Below are 15,986 nucleotides of genomic sequence, written 5' to 3' on the forward strand. Positions count from 1 at the left end.
GTGATGCTTAATTAGTGTTTAGCCAGTATTGTGTTTGAGTTATTTACTGTTTTGCGTTTGCCGATTCACTTTTAGGAGTCAGCGCTAAAACTATTAGGGCATGCGATAGGTTTAACTTACTTTTACTGGGCTCTCAGCTGTTTCGATATGATCTCCTTACTGATTCTTGGGTTGAAAAAACCCAAATGCCCGCCAGTCCCCGGAGTTCCAGTTCGGTGCAGGGTCCGTATCCTGTTTTGTTTGTTATGGATGAAAAGCTTGTAGTTACAGCTGAATTCTATTTGGGGCCCCACCGTTATGAGCCGAAAGTTTTGGTTTATGATCCTAAGAAAGATGTTTGGAGTGATGAGTCAACGGGGCCTATGGTTATTTGTGATGGGCTGGGTTTGGTAACCTCAGGTGTTTTTGCTCCTCAAAGAGTCTATTTTGTGGGCTCGGCGCCGGGTAGTACTCGGGGGGAGGTGTTGACTAATCAGGCTTATAATTTTGCAGATATGGTGCTTGGACAATTGGTGAGGTATGCCTATGCCTCGGTTAGATTTTGGTACGGTGGTTGTGGATGATATTTTATACGTAATTGGCGGGTATATACATGTTTCAGTTTATCCCTATACACATTATAGTGCTTTAGTTGAGGCGTATGTGCCGTTTGGTTATCGGTCTATACCAACCATTGGGATGGTTTCGCCGTTAGATGTGGTGTATAATGTGTCAGGTGTTGATTTGGAGTTTGTTGTGGATCGGCCATTTAGTTTGTTGTATTATTGTGTTGATGGAGGCGATAATGTGATTTTTGCTGGGAATACTGCTTTATCAGATTTGTCGGGTGGGGTTCATAATGTGACTGTTTTTGCGGAGGATTTTTTGGTAATGTGGGGGTTTCAGAAACTATTGTTTTTACGGTTGATTTTGAACCTGATTTCATATTACCGGTTCCTGTTGTTTGTGGCATTAGTTGTGGTGCCTGTGTTAGTTGCAGTTGTTTTGTTTTTGTTTTTGTTTTTAAGGCGACACAGGGCTGGCAGTCTTTACAGGCGGATTTAATACACCTGCGTTGGAATGTTTATGGGTTATATGCATCGGTAAAACTATTTAGCGTTTCTAGATAGGTTTAACTGATTGTATTTTTATCCTACCGATATATCAACTATAAAATAATTCATATAAGCCATCAAATGTTTAGATGAATTATATTGGTGGTTAATGTAATGGGCGAACTACGTAAGGTTCAACAGACGCCAACCGGCACCTACTTTATCTGTCTGCCACGTGATTGGGCAAAAGAACACAATCTCCAAAAAGGTTCCCAAGTAAATCTAGAAGCCTCAACTGATGGTAAACTCTTAGTCGATACCCAATTTGACATAGAACCCCAGCCAAAAATAATCACCCTCAAAATAGGACCCTACTTGAGCCGCGAAATTATTGGTCACTACCTCTTGGGTTATGATATAATCCGAGTAGAAGCCAAAGGCCGCATAGACCCCGCGGTGCGCAACCAAATCAAGTCCACTGCAAATTCTCTGGCGGGATTGATGATTGTTGAGGAAACTACCTCAATGATGGCCCTTCAATGCCTAATGCAGCAACCCTTCACCTCACCAAAAAAACTGCTCCAACGCAACCAAGGCAGCGCTGCCTCCATGATCCGAGATGCCGCCAGCTCATTTATCAACCGTGACACCGATATGGCACAAAACGTCATCGAACGCGACGTTGAAAACAACCGATTCTACTTTTTGCTCGTACGAATACTACGTACCATAATCCAAAATCCCCGACAAGGCGAAAAATTCGAAATAACCCCCATCGAATGCATAGACTACCGCCTAGCCGCAAGCCTAATCGAGGACATAGGCGATGTCTGCGTCCAAATTGCAACCACCACCCTAGCACTCAACGACGCCAAACTCTCCGACGAAGTACGCAAACTCCTCGCAGAATTACAATACGCCTGCTTTGAAGCCAACGAACAAGCCTTCAAAGCCTTCTTAAACAAAGACATCTCCATAGCAGAAAATGTACGCGATATGCGTGCAAAAATCGAAGCCGCCTCACTAGAAATTGAAGATGCCGCAAAAAATTCCTCCGTGGATTTAATGCCCCAAATACTAGCTGTACGATCGTCTCTAAAACAAATCTATGAATGTAGCGTCGACATGGCTGACCTAGTCGTATAACTCTCTTTAATATACAAAAATAATTTTTCTTTTTATTTTAAGATGTTAATGAGGTTTAGTGTTCCATCCGGTTGAAAGCTGGCAAAGAAAACATTTCGACCAAAAGGCGAATTGCTATAGTCATCTGATCCTAACAGGTCTAATGATGGGCCTTCATAGATCCTGTCATTTGATTGTAAAGATCCATAACTGGAAAAAGATATGCGTAGTTCAGTTATTTCTGGAATTATTCCCGTTTTATTTTGATAGGCCTCTATGGCACAGTTGCAGTACCACCGAAGTCCTAAATCATCAATTTGCTGAAGCGCCTTATCAGATGATTTTTGTTGAGGCGCTATTTGAGATACTGCGAAGGTGTTATCATATGCTGAAACTATTGGAACATCATATACCTGATAAGCTTCACCACTTTTTGCACTAAAACTAATCGCATTGCTTCTCGGGGCGTTAAAGAAACTGTTAGATGACTGTTGAGACAGTACAAATTCAATTCTTCCTCCCATATAATCAACAGTATCTAATGAAATGCCGCCTATGATAGTTTCGCCCGGGTGTTCTAACATGAAAAGCTTGAAGGTAAGCGTGTTTTTGACACTTTGTGCCGCCTCAATTAATGATACGTCTAATATGTGAGGATAAGAAATGGTAACACCGGGTTGTGCGGTGCCAAAAGTTGGGGGATACTCAACATGTCCACGTGCGTAGCCTTCAAATGTTGCAAAGCTTAGAGAAAAAACTGTCACTGCGAGCAGTGTATATTTTAGTGTTCGTCGAAGTAAACCATGGGACACTAACCAACCAATGCTCATAACCACAATTAAACTAATTGTCACAATTTTTATCCAAGAATTACTGAGAAATATTATCGCAGAAAACAAACCCACCGCAGTCATTACGACCATAAACAAATTTTTACCGCTTGCATAGCTACTGTTCTTTGAGGTCATTTGTTTTACCCTTCACCGTTCGACCCTTAGTGTGGACGTTGCAATTTACACACATTTCCTATGTTTTAGCGTTATGTTCGATTTATGACAAACGTTGCAACAATATTACGTATTGCCCATCTTTCAACATACTGAATATGTACCGTTCCTCTCTTTTGTATGCAACAATATCCAACGTACCTTCGGCCAAATGTTGCTTCTCAATAGATGCTGGCTTGAGGGGCTATTGTTTGTCGTATTTCATGATTTCGTCATTTATTATACAGAGTTCGATTCCTGCTTGTTTAAACATCTCGATAGTGTCTGCATCGGCGTGGTAACGTTTCTCACACACAACGCGTTTGATGCCCGCGTTAATTATCATCATCGCACAAGTACGACAAGGTGTCATCTTACAAAACAACATAGCACCCTCTAAGGGAATCCCAAACCGTGCCGCTTGGAGAATCGCATTTTGCTCAGCATGAAGCGTACGCACACAATGCATACTTACTTCCCCATTACCATTAGTCATCTGACGAATATCATGACCTGCCTCTGAGCAGTGTGGTAAACCCGAAGGAGAGCCAACATACCCTGTTGTCATAATACGCTTGTCTTTGACTATAACACAACCACACCGACCTCTATCACAGGTTGCACGTGCCGCTACAGCTTCACACATATCCAAAAAATATCGATCCCAATTAGGACGTAACTTAGACTGGTCTGCCGCCATATTGATACCTCAACTTAAAAAATGTTATCGACCGACTTAATAAATGGTCTCTGTCTGTATAGCGGTTATTTTTGGATGATGTGAATTTCACGCCCAACTTTATGGCGTTCATCCATCTCTACCAATGACGCCATACCCATAAGCCGACCATGCTCAGGCGCATCAGAACTAAACAACTCATCAGTAAAAACATAAATTCGTTTAAAACCAACCTCTTTGAGCTTCTCATCAATAGACATAGTCACCGCCTCACGCGAACGGGTACGAATATAGGGTGTAACCAAAACCAGCCGCCCGCCCGATCTCAAAACCCGATAAGCTTCTTCTATAAATCCTAAAAACAGCGGTTCGAGCTTCTCGATGATTCTTTGCGCATAGGCTCCTGTTGGAGTTTCACGGATCGCCGGACCCAAATCCGGCTCAGAAACAACACAATCAACACTCTCAATTCCCACCTTCTCAGCCAACCGCTCCACATCACCCAGTAAAACCCGAAAATCTGCTCCCGAAATATCATATTCATCGATAAGCCACTCAAGATTCTCCTCTGATGCCTTAATACACCACGAATTAACATCCATCCCAACAACCGCGGCATGTTCCAGCAGGGCTTCTTGGAGAATAGTGCCCACCCCACAAAACGCATCAAGAAGTGTTTTCTCCTCTGTGCAGGCTGAGAGGTTAACCATCATACGTGCCAGCCGTGGCGGCATACCAAAGATCGCCCGCTGATTGGGTTTGTAAACATCTCTTTTTTGAAACTCAAACGGATTATGTACCGCAACGGTATTGGCGATCCAAGTTTGAGTTTTACCGATGCAAAGAAGTACTTCCGCTTGATTTTCTACTAACTTCTTTTTGAGCACCTCAACATGACTAAGCTGTGCCTCACTACGATCTGGTCCAGTACCCATAAAACTTGACTTCTTACCCTGCGCTACCAGTTGATCTTTAATAGCGCTACCTATGAAGCGCTGAATTCTACCCCCCATTGGTTTTATTGCATTATCCGAGGTGTAGATGCTGATACCAAAGAGCAACTTATTGGGTGCTTTTGTCATGCCTTCCAATGCGTTGCTGGTGGTGATGATTTGTACTGTTTGCCTTTGAGCGGGTTTATTTTTTTCAAGAAAGGCTTCTTTGAGCGTTTTTGATGGTAATGTTATTTTTACATGTGCAATTTTTATGGTTCCACCCAAATCGTCAATGATTTGGGGGTTAAGCTGGGTTTCAAAGGTTAATGTGAAGAATTCGGTTGAGAAGTACTCGATGCTAAACTGAGTGTTTCGTGCTTGGAAATATGTGGTAAGCTCTGCTAATGAGAGGGCCCAGTTTTTGCCTGAAATAAAGATATATGTTGGCATTTGGGAAAAAGAAAGGTAGCCTGCCTAATAAGCTGGTGATGGATAATTGTTGTAGTTTAACATTTTTAAGTAAATAGCGAAAACTATCTATAGGATAGAAGGTTTTAAATAAAGGCTGAGAATATTCGTTACTGCTTTAAGCAAATTACGAAATCTGCTGGAGTATGAATACATGCACGCAAGAAACTATCGTCACGTAAAGAATCGTGCCTACACAAGAAAGGATTATGCAAGAGGTTTCCCACCGCCTAAAATCGTAAAGTTCACTATGGGTGATACTAAAGGCCAATTTGACATTGAAGCGACGCTTCTTGCTACTGAGCGCGTGCAAATTCGTCACAGTGCACTAGAGGCTGCACGTGTCGCGTCAAACCGTATTTTAATGGACAAACTCTTAACTGAGTATTATCTGACGGTTCATACTTATCCGCATATTATTCTTCGGGAAAACAAGATGATCTTTGGTGCTCATGCTGACCGTCTTCAGCAGGGTATGAGGCGTAGTTTTGGTACCGCTGTTGGTACTGCTGCAAAAGTAGAGGTAGATCAGCCTATCATTACTGTTAGGGTTAAGGCGGGTGCTTTGGAGACAGCTAAGGAATCTCTTAAACGTGGCAGTGCAAAGCTTCCGATTCACTGCAAAATAGTTGTCAAAAAAATTCAGCCCGCTCCTAGTAGTAGTCCGGTTGAGCAGGCTGAGTCGGAGTCTGAGAGTATTTGAGCGACGGTAAAGTGGTCGAAAAACAGAACGCGCTTGTTTTATTTTTTGATCATTTTACCAACACCGATGTGGCTATTGTCGGTGGCAAGAATGCTAGTCTTGGTGAGATGATTTCTGCAGGGTTGCCGGTTCCTTTTGGTTTTGCTGTGACTGCTCGCTCGTATGAGCGCTATATTGTTGAGACGCAGCTTTCTGAGAAAATATATAGTATAATTAAAGATACTGTTAAAAATCCAAATGATCCTAAACAGTACGATATTGCCTCCAAGCATATTCGGGAGCTTATGGAAAAGACTCCGATGCCTAAAGATATCGAGGCTGCTATACGAGAGGCCTATATCGAGCTTAACAAACGCTTAGCGTTAAAGGATACGTTTGTGGCTGTGCGTTCTAGTGCGACGGCGGAGGATTTGCCGGATGCTTCTTTTGCTGGTCAGCAGGAGACTTATCTTAATGTGAAGGGTTCTGATGATCTTATTGAGAAAGTGGTTAAGTGTTGGAGTAGTCTTTTTACTCCGCGTGCAATTTTTTACCGCAACGAGAAGGGTTTTTCTCATGAGAAGGTTTTCATCAGTGTGGGTGTGCAAAAGATGGTTAACAGCCGTGCTGCTGGTGTAATGTTTACTATTAATCCTGTTTCAGGTACTCCTGATGAGATTGTTATTGAGGGTAATTTTGGTTTAGGCGAAACAGTTGTAGCCGGTGCGGTTACTCCTGATAATTTTGTTGTTGATAAAGAGTCTCTTAAAATTAAGGCTTGCAATATTGCTAAAAAAACAATCAAATACATCCGTGATCCCAAGACGGGCAAAACCGTTCATCTTGATGTTGCTGAGAGGGAGCAGAAGCAGGTCTGCATTACCGATACAGAGATTGCGTACTTGGCCAATTTGGCTAAGCGTATCGAGAACCACTATAAGCGTCCTATGGATATTGAGTGGGCCATAGATCAGGATTTTTCCTATCCTGCCAATATGTTGTTGGTTCAAGCACGTCCTGAGACTGTGTTTGGGACAAAAATTATGGAGGAAACAAAAGTGGAAGAAACTAAAGCTCAAAACGTAAAAATTGTTGTCCGTGGAATTTCTGCTGGACGACGAGGTTATGGTGTAGGTAAAGCTCAAATTGTTCTCAACCCCCAAGATGCACATGAAAAAATGACCAAAGGCGCTATCCTTGTTACCGGCATGACTGACCCTGACTTTGTTCCCTTCATGAAAATGGCCTCAGCCATAGTTACCGATAAAGGCGGCATAACCAGCCACGCAGCGATTGTTAGCCGTGAACTCAACATTCCCTGTGTAGTAGGAACTGAAACAGCCACCCAAGTCATGCAAACCGGAGAAGAATACACCGTAGACTCTCGAAACGGTCTCATCTATGAGGGCATACTTGAACAAGCCACCGCCCCACCCACAAATGTTTGCGCAGCAGTCCAAACAGCTGAACCAGCCCCCGTCACAGCAACAAAAATTTATCTAAACCTTGGCACTCCTGAGATGATCGAGCAGTACCAGAATTTACCCTTTGAAGGCATAGGTTTGATGCGCACCGAATTTATCATGGCAAGCGCCATAGGCAAACATCCCATGCTCTTTGTTGACAACAATGAAAGCCAACAGTTCGTTGACACCTTTGCTGACAACATTGCAAAAGTGGCACGCGTCATCCAACCAAGACCCGTTGTGGTACGCTTTAGTGACTTTAAGACAAACGAGTATCGCAACCTCAAAGGCGGCGATAAATACGAAATTGTCGAAGAAAACCCCATGCTTGGCTGGAGAGGTTGTAGCCGCTACACCAGCAAATGGTATGAAGCAGCATTCCGATTAGAATGCCAAGCCATCAAAAAATGCCGAACTGAATGGGGCCTAAAAAACGTCTACGTCATGCTTCCAATGGTCCGAACACTCTGGGAAGCCAAAAAAGTTTTAGCCCTCATGAAAGAAGAAGGCCTAGAACGCAACAAAGACTTCAAAATCTGGTTCATGGCCGAAACACCCTCCATTGCCATCCTAGCAGACGAATTTAGCAAACTCGTTGACGGATTTAGCATCGGCAGTAATGACATGACCCAAGGCATCCTCATGATTGACCGTGACAGCGAACGCCTCGGCCAAATGGGATACTTTGACGAACGCGACCCCGCAGTTAAACGCATCATTGCTCATCTCATCAAAGTTGCACACGAAAACGGATGCACCGTTAGCATCTGCGGTGAAGGCCCAAGCAACCTACCCGACTTTGCAGAATTCCTTGTCCGCGTAGGCATTGACAGCATCTCAGTTAACAATGATGCCATAGTAGCGACCCGCAAACATGTCGCTCAAGTAGAACAAAAACTTATACTAGAGCGTCTAGCTGAGCAAGCCGCAATAGCCTCTGGTCGCCCAATCAAAAAACCCACTCCCGACTGGGAATGGAACCCCTAAACCCCTTTGGGTTTAAATGTTTGTTTAATTTTTTATCTTAACCGTTGTTAGTGGATACTATGTTAGGGTTTGATTTTGAAGTCGACAAACTAAAACAGGAAATCACTCGACTGGGTGCTAATCGGGTCTTACTTCAAATGCCTCAGGGCCTAAAACCTCACGCAACCCAATTTGCCCAACTGGTGCAATCCTGCAATGCCCTCCCAATTGTCTTAGTTGATCCCTGCTATGGCGCATGTGACATAGCACAAAACGAAGCGGAAGGATTAGATGCTGATTTGATCGTACATATTGGACACACCCAAATGATCAATCAAACAAAAACACCCACCCTCTACATAGAAGCCCACGCTAATCTCCAAATCACATCCGCCATCCAGCAGGCCCTCCCACTACTAATAGATTACAAAACAATCGGATTAACCACCTCTCTTCAACATATAGAAACCCTCAACAGCACAAAACAACTCCTAACCGAACACGGCAAAACCGTTCTTATCGGCGATGCAGGCCAGCTCCCCTATGCCGGTCAACTACTTGGATGCAACTATAGCAACGCTAAAACAATCGCCCACCAAGTTGATGCTTTTCTCTTTATCGGCGGCGGCCTATTCCACGCCCTCGGTGTTGCTTTAGGCACAAACAAACCCACCATCATCGCTGATCCCTACGACAACAAAGCCTACTCCATCACCAACCAAGCCCAACGACTACTACAGCAACGCTATGCAACTCTGCAAGCCGCCAAAGACGCAAAAACCATCGGCATTCTGGTTGGCCTAAAACTAGGACAAAAACATCTCTCCCAAGCCCTAACCGCCAAAACCACAGCCGAAAAATCTGGCCGAATTGCCCTCCTATTGGCTGGACGAGAAATCAACCCCGAGGCACTTATGGATTTTCCCAACATCGATGCCTACATCAACACCGCCTGCCCCCGCATCTCCCTTGACACTCCCAGCAAATTCCAAAAACCCATCCTGACCCCTAACGAGTTTATGGTACTCTGCGGCGAAATCTCATGGACCGACATGCTCAAAAAAGGCTTATTCGAAAACTAGATCTCGAGCTCTTTGTAGCTTCATTACAGCCTCAACCCAACCCCCAAGTGCAACTAGAACAGTATACCACACCTGAAGCCATAGCCGCCAACCTACTCTACCTAGCCGCATACACCCACAACGATATCATAAGCAAATCCGTGTTGGATTTAGGATGCGGCACAGGCCGATTAGGTTTGGGTGCAGCATTTTTGGGAGCGACAGAGATTGTTGGCATAGACCTTGACCCCATCGCCATAAAAACCGCCCAAACAAACACCCAAAAAACGGGTTTATCTAACTGTGCGCAGTGGATCAACGGTGACATATCTGCTATTGAGGGTCGCTTTGATACGGTGGTGCAAAACCCGCCGTTTGGAGTACAAAACCGTAAAGCTGATCAAGCCTTTTTGGTTAAAGCCCTTGAAGTCGCAGACAAAGTCTACTCCATTCACAAACATCCCGAAGTCGATGAACATTTAATAAAGATGCTAAAATCCAGCGGGAGCTTTGTTCAGGTACATCCCTCTCCCTTTTTGGAAGGGTTTATAGCTAAATCTGGCGGAGCCATAACTGCAGTATATTCAATGCTTATGACTATTCCCAAGATGTTTGAGTTTCACCGTAAACTTAAACATGACTTCGTAATTGATCTATACATTATAGAAAAACAGCAGTAACTGCGTGAATAAAGCGTAAACTGATCGTATGTTATAAAACAACACTTGGGTTGGTTGTTTGAGCAAGGTTACCCTCGGTATCGTAGGTGTCAAATCGAAGTGGCGAGTATAGCCCTATAGACTGGCGGTGTTGTTTTTCTATTTGTAGTCGCCTTGGATGGGTGCTCTTTTTGTTTATCAAAAGGTTTATTGAGTAGAATCGAAACTAAACTTATGCGTTTATCAGAATTAACTTACTATTTACGTAACGAAGATGAATATCATGACATTAAAAGCTCCTGAACAAAAAAGTGGTCACCTCGTAATACCCGGCGAACGTCTCGGGGTCATCGAAGAATTTATTCCTGACTCAGGAACCTACGTCAAAGACGGTGTGATATATTCAAAGATTGTTGGCCACAGTCTTCTTGATTTGCAGAATCGGCGCGTCTCTGTTTATCCTTCTATTACTTCTGCTGTGGTACCCAAAGTTGGGACCGTTGTTATTGGACAAATTGGTAATGCCCAGTCCGATAATGTTTTAGTGAAAATCTTTAGGGTGGGTAAAAAACAAGTTTCTGGTACCTTTGGCGGCATACTCCATGTTAGTGATGTTTCTGATCGATATGTGGAGTCGATGGGTGATGTATGTAAACCCGGTGATATCATTCGTGCTAAGGTTATCAGTGAGAAAAACCAAATTTTCCACCTCTCAACCAATGACAAAAATCTCGGGGTGCTCTATGGTTTCTGTAGTCGAGATGGTACCCTGCTAATTCAAGACCATTATGATCTCAAATGTTCTAAATGTGGTAATGTTGAGCGCCGCAAGATGGCTCCAGATTACGGTAAAGAATCGCTATATAGAGGGAAAATAAGTGAAAGTTAGAGTGCTAAAAAAAGAAGGAAACGAACTTAAAATTGAAATTGAAGGCGGTAGCCATGGTATATGTAACCTTATTCAGAAACGTCTTCTCGAAGATGAACGTGTAGAGTTTGCAGGTTATGATGTGCCGCACCCCTTAGCTTCCAGCCCCATAATATATCTGCGTATGAAGGGCCAAGCCAAACCTGAGGATGCCCTAATTGATGCTGTTGCCAAAGTGCGCGAGACTAACGATGCTTTTGGCAAAGAGCTGGCTCGTATTTTTAAAGCTTAACTCTTTTTTATTCTGCTCTGGGTTTACTTACTTGTTTGCTGGTGTAGTTGTAAACCTCAAGGGGCATGGTTTCTTTATTCCAATAGGTTTCAAAATAGCTTCTGGCCAGCATTATGACTGAGGGGCTGTTTGTCCACAAGACGGGGGTTTCTGCAAAATTGCGCTCTTCAAATGATATTATTATTTCTTTTCCATCAAATATGAAGAACTGTGCTCTTGGCGGTGGTATACTATCTTCCATTTTTGCATTGGTTTGCTCATTGTAAACTGAGAGTTTGTTTGTGTCTTTGTCAGTGTTTATTTTTTTGGTTATCCACCTTATTTTTACGCCTTTGTCTTTGGCGATCTTGATTGATTCTTCTACGCTGGTTAACCATGGTAAGAGTTCTCTGTTTGGTGTGAGACTGTCTACTGTGCTTTGAGTTTTCTCAATGGATTCTTGGATTTTACGTATGATGGATTGTTTTTCTGTGATCATTACAATTTGATCTTTTTCATGATAACTTATGGCTGAAGTGTACTTTTCGTGAGCATTATTGGCGAATTCTTCAGCTTTTCGATTTAATTCCTGAAAATTTTCTTTCTTTTTTTCTATGAGAATGGCTGTTGCTTTTTTGGGTTCGACTGCGCGAAATCTAGTTGGTTTGGATATTATTTTTTCAACTATGCCTATTTGTTGAAGTTCGCTTAGTACGCGGTAGATGTCTTGTCGAGCTATGCCTGATACTTTAAAGATGCTGAATGCTTTAGATGCGGTACCTAACCTTAGGAGTGCTAGGTATACTTTTGTTTGGTTGATTGTTAGTCCCAGTTCGGCGAGTATTCTGTTTTCGTCGCTGTCGCTAAATCCTTCCATATTACCTATTGTGTATGTTTTTCTTTTTAACCTTAAGCCTTTATGTCGGATGCTAAACTTATGACATTTTTTAAAAGAATGCTTTAGACTTGACCTGTTGTGTGTAGTTGCAAAAATTTCTTAAAATTAAATTGTTTATTTGTGTGGTATTGGGGGAAACCGGTTGATAAAAAACACTGTGGTCTGTGGTTGTTGTGTTTGTTTGTCTATGTGTTTCAGTTTGTAGGCTTCGTGAAGGGGCTCTGATGTGGTGTGGGTGGTTGTTGCTTGATGTGCTGTCAGTTTTTAGTTGTATGTGTGTATTTTGAGCCGGTTTGGTTGTTGATTTCTTTTGTTTTGTTTGATTTTTATTCTGTTATATTTTTCGTGCTGTCTTGTCATAAGCGATACTTACGGCTTTCTTTTATATATTGACCATTGCATTGATTCTACCCACAAAGCGCTTGACAGATCACAATAGATTTGCTGGCGCTCAAGGAGAAAAAAGAAAAATGCAAACAAAAAACAAACTATTTGCTGCAATCGTAACTATAATACTAGTCGTATCTACGTTTACAGCTCTCGTCAACATACAACCTGCTGCAGGCTACAATGCCGCAACTCAAGCGGCCATCGACGCAGGCATGAAATGGGATCGAACCGAGGATGCCACTTCTCAGAGAATACTGATGTGGGAACGATACAAAGACAAGGTTCCAACATACACCTATGGTGTGGTTACACCTAACCCTGCTGCTGTGGACACTCGCGTATCACTCATTATATTCAACCCTATGCTTCCTCCAGGCGCATCACCAACTAATCAAAGCGACGTCCGCTATCGATACAAAGTAGAAATCACCGATCCTGACGGCAACAAACAATTCTTAAACGGCGGTCATGAAGGCGATATTTATGTCTCTGACTCAACAGGAACAACGTACGCATTCTTCACACCTACCAAAATTGGCAACTATTCCGTCACCATCATGTTCCAAGAACTTTACTTTAAATGGTGGTCTGCCCTTAGCGTTCAGAGATACTATACTGGTACTACATTCTTGGCTAGCAACAGAACCTACAATTTAGAAGTCCTACAAGAAGTCCCTCCACCAACTATGATAACTTGGTATCCTCTTCCTGAGGAATACTGGTCTCGTCCCATAGATGGTCAAAACGATTCTTGGGGTGCAATTTCATCTAACTGGCTCAACAACGCAAAAGACCGAAACTACGGCAGCGTCGAAAACAGATACCAACCCGAGGGTATTGCTCCTAACAGTGGACACATACTCTGGACTAAGGTAACTGAAGACGGCGGTGTTGTTGGTGGAAACCAATACTTCTTCGAAGAAGGTGATAGCGGTGAAGTCTTTAATGCAGGTCACCAATACCAAACAAGATTCCAAACACAGATCATGATGCACGGCAGATTAACCTACCAAGAACCTATATCATTCTCAAACACTGGCGGCGCTTGGGTTACTGTAGATTTGAACACAGGTGAAGAGATTTGGCGCAACCAAACCATGAGTGCTGCTCCTTCATTTGGTTACTACTACGCTTTTGACAACATGAATCAACACGGTGTTGTAAACCCTGGCTACATATTCTCAAACAACTTTGGCACTGCAATTCATCCACGCTATGGTACAACAATGGGAATCTCTGTCACAAACGTTCCTTCTAGCGACGCAGAAGTAATCGGAAACAAAGGCGAAGTCCTACGATATGTCTTTGTTAACCGAGGCACTACAGCAAATCCAGAATGGTGGCTCTATCAGTGGAACTCCTCCCGAGTGTTTATAGACCCTATCGGATCAGCAATGAGTCCAGCTACAGGCACTCTAAACGGTGGAATCACTGGATCCAGATGGCCAACTTATGACTGGAACTCTTCTATGACCAAGTCGGGCGGTGCTCAGGTATTTAGCAATACACCAACACCTATAGCGGTCGTTGATGATGTCTTGCTAGTCAGCAACGGTACACTCACCCGTGGCGGTTCAGGTTCTATGGCTTACGTAAACGCTGGCGAAGTTACTATAACAGGCATCAGCCTCAAAGAAGGCGAAGAAGGCAGAGTCCTATACCAAAAGAATTACGACGAAACTATGGCCGATGGTACACAGAATCTCTTTATACGTGCTGGTGAGGGTGTCTTTATCTTCCAGCGTATGCCTATGCTAAGTTTCACTGCATATGATGTACGAACTGGAAACAAAGTTTGGACAACTCCAGACTTAGCTGACGAAAACCCATACGGCTACTACACATGGAGCAGTCTTATGAACGTACACGGCTCATCAATGGCCTACGGTAAATTCTTCGCAACCGGCTACACAGGCATGGTTCACTGCTACGACGCCAAAAACGGTACCCTACTCTGGAAACAAGAAGCACCCACAGGTTCAGAATTTTACAAATACTACACACTATTCATAGGCACACTAGCTGACGGTAAAATCTTCATTGGAACTCACGAACACTCCGCAGATACTCCATTGCTAAAAGGTGCTAAAGTACGCGTCTATGATGTTGAAACTGGCGACGAAGTCTGGTCCATGATGAGTTGGGCACACCCAGGCACAATGGCAATCGCTGATGGCACTCTTGTCTACTGGAACAACTATGACCACCAAGTATACGCAGTCGGCAAAGGCCCAAGCTCAACTACTGTAAACGTCAAAAACAACATAGTCACTGAAGGCTCTAGTGTTATGATTACAGGCACAGTGCTCGACATTTCAGCTGGAACCAAACAAGGCGAACGTGAATACCGCTTTGCCAATGGTGTCGCTGCAGTCTCTGAAGAAAGCCAAAGCCAATGGATGGAATATGTCTACATGCAGAAACCAAGACCCGCAAACGTAACTGGTGTCGATGTTGTCTTATCAGTGCTTGACTCCAACAACAACTACTATCAAATAGGTACTGCGACTAGCAATAGCGATGGCGACTACAGTTATATGTGGAAACCTGAAGTCTCCGGACCATATGTTGTCTATGCTGAATTCAAAGGCAGTGAATCTTACTACCGCTCTCGTGCATCTACCGCATTTGGTGTGGACGAGGCAGTTGTAACACCTGCACCAACCGAAACCCCACCATCAATTGCTGATCAATACTTTGTCCCCGCAACTGTAGGCATCCTCATAGCCATAATCGCTGTCGGCGCACTGCTAGCACTGCTACTGCTAAAAAAACGCGTCTAAAAAAATAAAAACAAAAATAACTTTCCTCTTTCTTTTTTATTTTTAAACTCTTTTAATACTAACCATACTAACCCCTAATAACCAATAAACTGAGCCCTTGCATATTTTGTCGATAAAACGGCTTTAAAGTAAACTTCAAACTAACTTTAAGATCTGAGCGATTGATGAAAATATGCCTCTAATACTCCTGTACACGATACACCAGTTGTTGCTGTGATTTGGAAAGGTATAAAAGCTCCTACGCTAAGGAATTCCCCCCAAAAGGGAAGGTCAAAATGGAATTTTGTCCAAAGTGTGGTTCACGTCTTGAACCAAAAAAGTCCAAAAGCGGAAAAGAAGCAACACTGGTTCTTGCCTGTCCAAAATGTGGCTATAAAAAGCCTGATGCCGTCGAAAAGGTTGACCAGAAAGTGGCCTCAAAAGTTATCCAGCACAACCCCCAACAGTTTGTAGCAGTTATCGGTAAAGAGGAACAGAAACTTAGCACGCTTCCAACAGTGCGGTTTGAATGTCCTCGTTGCAATAATAATACTGCTTATGTCTGGCAGGTACAGACTCGTGGTGCTGATGAGTCCTCTACCCAGTTTCTGCGCTGTACTAAATGCAACTATACCTTTAGAGAATACAGCTAATCATTTTTCCAAATTCCTGCCTGTATGCACCTGCTACAGGTCAGTATTTTTTAATTTTAATCCGACGCTAATGGTTGTATATT

15 protein-coding genes are annotated in these 15,986 nt (G+C 43.2%); 11 read left to right on the forward strand and 4 right to left on the reverse strand.

Annotated features, from left to right (window positions below; all coding sequences use genetic code 11):
- Positions 1–245: 245 nt before the first annotated feature.
- The 3 genes from FWF39_RS00285 (at position 246) to FWF39_RS00295 (ending at position 2,180) form a co-directional block, all read left to right on the forward strand.
- Complete coding sequence (locus FWF39_RS00285) at positions 246–563, forward strand: hypothetical protein (RefSeq protein WP_343381428.1); 318 nt, start codon at positions 246–248, stop codon at positions 561–563.
- Positions 526–1,044: a hypothetical protein gene (locus FWF39_RS00290; protein WP_343381429.1), complete on the forward strand. Its 519-nt coding sequence runs from the start codon at positions 526–528 to the stop codon at positions 1,042–1,044. Before FWF39_RS00285 ends, FWF39_RS00290 begins: the two co-directional genes overlap by 38 nt.
- A gap of 164 nt (positions 1,045–1,208) precedes the next feature.
- Complete coding sequence (locus FWF39_RS00295) at positions 1,209–2,180, forward strand: phosphate uptake regulator PhoU (RefSeq protein WP_343381430.1); 972 nt, start codon at positions 1,209–1,211, stop codon at positions 2,178–2,180.
- 32 nt (positions 2,181–2,212) lie between these two features.
- Here the strand turns inward: FWF39_RS00295 and FWF39_RS00300 are convergent, their stop codons facing one another.
- From FWF39_RS00300 to FWF39_RS00310, 3 genes are all read right to left on the reverse strand, one after another.
- Complete coding sequence (locus FWF39_RS00300) at positions 2,213–3,127, reverse strand: hypothetical protein (protein WP_343381431.1); 915 nt, start codon at positions 3,125–3,127, stop codon at positions 2,213–2,215.
- A gap of 223 nt (positions 3,128–3,350) precedes the next feature.
- Entirely contained in the window at positions 3,351–3,845 is a 495-nt protein-coding gene (locus FWF39_RS00305; protein WP_343381432.1) for a cytidine/deoxycytidylate deaminase family protein, read from the reverse strand.
- Between the two features lie 65 nt (positions 3,846–3,910).
- Positions 3,911–5,209, reverse strand: coding sequence for a methyltransferase domain-containing protein (locus FWF39_RS00310; RefSeq protein ID WP_343381433.1), 1,299 nt, complete (start codon positions 5,207–5,209; stop codon positions 3,911–3,913).
- 172 nt (positions 5,210–5,381) lie between these two features.
- On the opposite strand from FWF39_RS00310, the gene FWF39_RS00315 reads away from it, so the two are divergent.
- The 6 genes from FWF39_RS00315 to FWF39_RS00340 all read left to right on the forward strand — a co-directional run bounded on the left by FWF39_RS00315 (position 5,382) and on the right by FWF39_RS00340 (position 11,221).
- Entirely contained in the window at positions 5,382–5,930 is a 549-nt protein-coding gene (locus FWF39_RS00315) for a 50S ribosomal protein L16 (RefSeq protein ID WP_343381434.1), read from the forward strand.
- Positions 5,927–8,362 (forward strand): phosphoenolpyruvate synthase, encoded by a 2,436-nt coding sequence (ppsA, locus tag FWF39_RS00320; RefSeq protein ID WP_343381435.1) that lies wholly within the window; start codon positions 5,927–5,929, stop codon positions 8,360–8,362. The genes FWF39_RS00315 and ppsA overlap by 4 nt, the downstream gene beginning before the upstream one ends.
- A 59-nt stretch (positions 8,363–8,421) precedes the next feature.
- The gene (dph2, locus tag FWF39_RS00325; RefSeq protein ID WP_343381487.1) at positions 8,422–9,423 is read left to right on the forward strand and encodes a diphthamide biosynthesis enzyme Dph2; all 1,002 of its coding nucleotides are present in this window, start codon (positions 8,422–8,424) and stop codon (positions 9,421–9,423) included.
- Positions 9,384–10,082, forward strand: a complete 699-nt coding sequence (locus FWF39_RS00330; protein ID WP_343381436.1) for an METTL5 family protein — start codon at positions 9,384–9,386, stop codon at positions 10,080–10,082. The genes dph2 and FWF39_RS00330 overlap by 40 nt, the downstream gene beginning before the upstream one ends.
- 262 nt (positions 10,083–10,344) lie before the next feature.
- A complete protein-coding gene (locus FWF39_RS00335) occupies positions 10,345–10,950 on the forward strand; it encodes an exosome complex RNA-binding protein Csl4 (protein ID WP_343381437.1) in 606 nt (201 codons plus the stop codon).
- Positions 10,940–11,221 carry a DNA-directed RNA polymerase subunit L gene (locus FWF39_RS00340; protein ID WP_343381438.1) on the forward strand — a complete coding sequence of 94 codons (282 nt, stop codon included), beginning with the start codon at positions 10,940–10,942 and terminating at the stop codon, positions 11,219–11,221. The genes FWF39_RS00335 and FWF39_RS00340 overlap by 11 nt, the downstream gene beginning before the upstream one ends.
- A gap of 7 nt (positions 11,222–11,228) precedes the next feature.
- On the opposite strand, the gene FWF39_RS00345 is transcribed toward FWF39_RS00340, so the two are convergent.
- Entirely contained in the window at positions 11,229–12,077 is an 849-nt protein-coding gene (locus tag FWF39_RS00345; protein WP_343381439.1) for a helix-turn-helix domain-containing protein, read from the reverse strand.
- Positions 12,078–12,568: 491 nt separating this feature from the next.
- Between FWF39_RS00345 and FWF39_RS00350 the strand changes: the two genes are divergently transcribed.
- Together FWF39_RS00350 and FWF39_RS00355 are read left to right on the forward strand one after the other, a co-directional pair.
- Positions 12,569–15,271 carry a PQQ-binding-like beta-propeller repeat protein gene (locus FWF39_RS00350; protein ID WP_343381440.1) on the forward strand — a complete coding sequence of 901 codons (2,703 nt, stop codon included), beginning with the start codon at positions 12,569–12,571 and terminating at the stop codon, positions 15,269–15,271.
- Positions 15,272–15,546: 275 nt separating this feature from the next.
- Positions 15,547–15,903, forward strand: coding sequence for a transcription factor S (locus FWF39_RS00355; protein ID WP_343381441.1), 357 nt, complete (start codon positions 15,547–15,549; stop codon positions 15,901–15,903).
- Positions 15,904–15,986 lie beyond the last annotated feature (83 nt).

The sequence above is a fragment of the Candidatus Bathycorpusculum sp. genome, from assembly GCF_009778815.1.
Lineage (GTDB): Archaea > Thermoproteota > Bathyarchaeia > Bathyarchaeales > Bathycorpusculaceae > Bathycorpusculum > Bathycorpusculum hydrogenotrophicum.

What these genes read in the sequence shown, in the direction of transcription:
- FWF39_RS00285 (WP_343381428.1), top strand. Translation starts at nt 246, where the DNA reads ATGGATGAAAAGCTTGTAGTTACAGCTGAATTCTATTTGGGGCCCCAC.
- FWF39_RS00290 (WP_343381429.1), top strand. Translation starts at nt 526, where the DNA reads ATGCCTCGGTTAGATTTTGGTACGGTGGTTGTGGATGATATTTTATAC.
- FWF39_RS00295 (WP_343381430.1), top strand. Translation starts at nt 1,209, where the DNA reads ATGGGCGAACTACGTAAGGTTCAACAGACGCCAACCGGCACCTACTTT.
- FWF39_RS00300 (WP_343381431.1), bottom strand. Translation starts at nt 3,127, where the DNA reads ATGACCTCAAAGAACAGTAGCTATGCAAGCGGTAAAAATTTGTTTATG.
- FWF39_RS00305 (WP_343381432.1), bottom strand. Translation starts at nt 3,845, where the DNA reads ATGGCGGCAGACCAGTCTAAGTTACGTCCTAATTGGGATCGATATTTT.
- FWF39_RS00310 (WP_343381433.1), bottom strand. Translation starts at nt 5,209, where the DNA reads ATGCCAACATATATCTTTATTTCAGGCAAAAACTGGGCCCTCTCATTA.
- FWF39_RS00315 (WP_343381434.1), top strand. Translation starts at nt 5,382, where the DNA reads ATGCACGCAAGAAACTATCGTCACGTAAAGAATCGTGCCTACACAAGA.
- dph2 (WP_343381487.1), top strand. Translation starts at nt 8,422, where the DNA reads ATGTTAGGGTTTGATTTTGAAGTCGACAAACTAAAACAGGAAATCACT.
- FWF39_RS00330 (WP_343381436.1), top strand. Translation starts at nt 9,384, where the DNA reads ATGGACCGACATGCTCAAAAAAGGCTTATTCGAAAACTAGATCTCGAG.
- FWF39_RS00335 (WP_343381437.1), top strand. Translation starts at nt 10,345, where the DNA reads ATGACATTAAAAGCTCCTGAACAAAAAAGTGGTCACCTCGTAATACCC.
- FWF39_RS00345 (WP_343381439.1), bottom strand. Translation starts at nt 12,077, where the DNA reads ATGGAAGGATTTAGCGACAGCGACGAAAACAGAATACTCGCCGAACTG.
- FWF39_RS00350 (WP_343381440.1), top strand. Translation starts at nt 12,569, where the DNA reads ATGCAAACAAAAAACAAACTATTTGCTGCAATCGTAACTATAATACTA.
- FWF39_RS00355 (WP_343381441.1), top strand. Translation starts at nt 15,547, where the DNA reads ATGGAATTTTGTCCAAAGTGTGGTTCACGTCTTGAACCAAAAAAGTCC.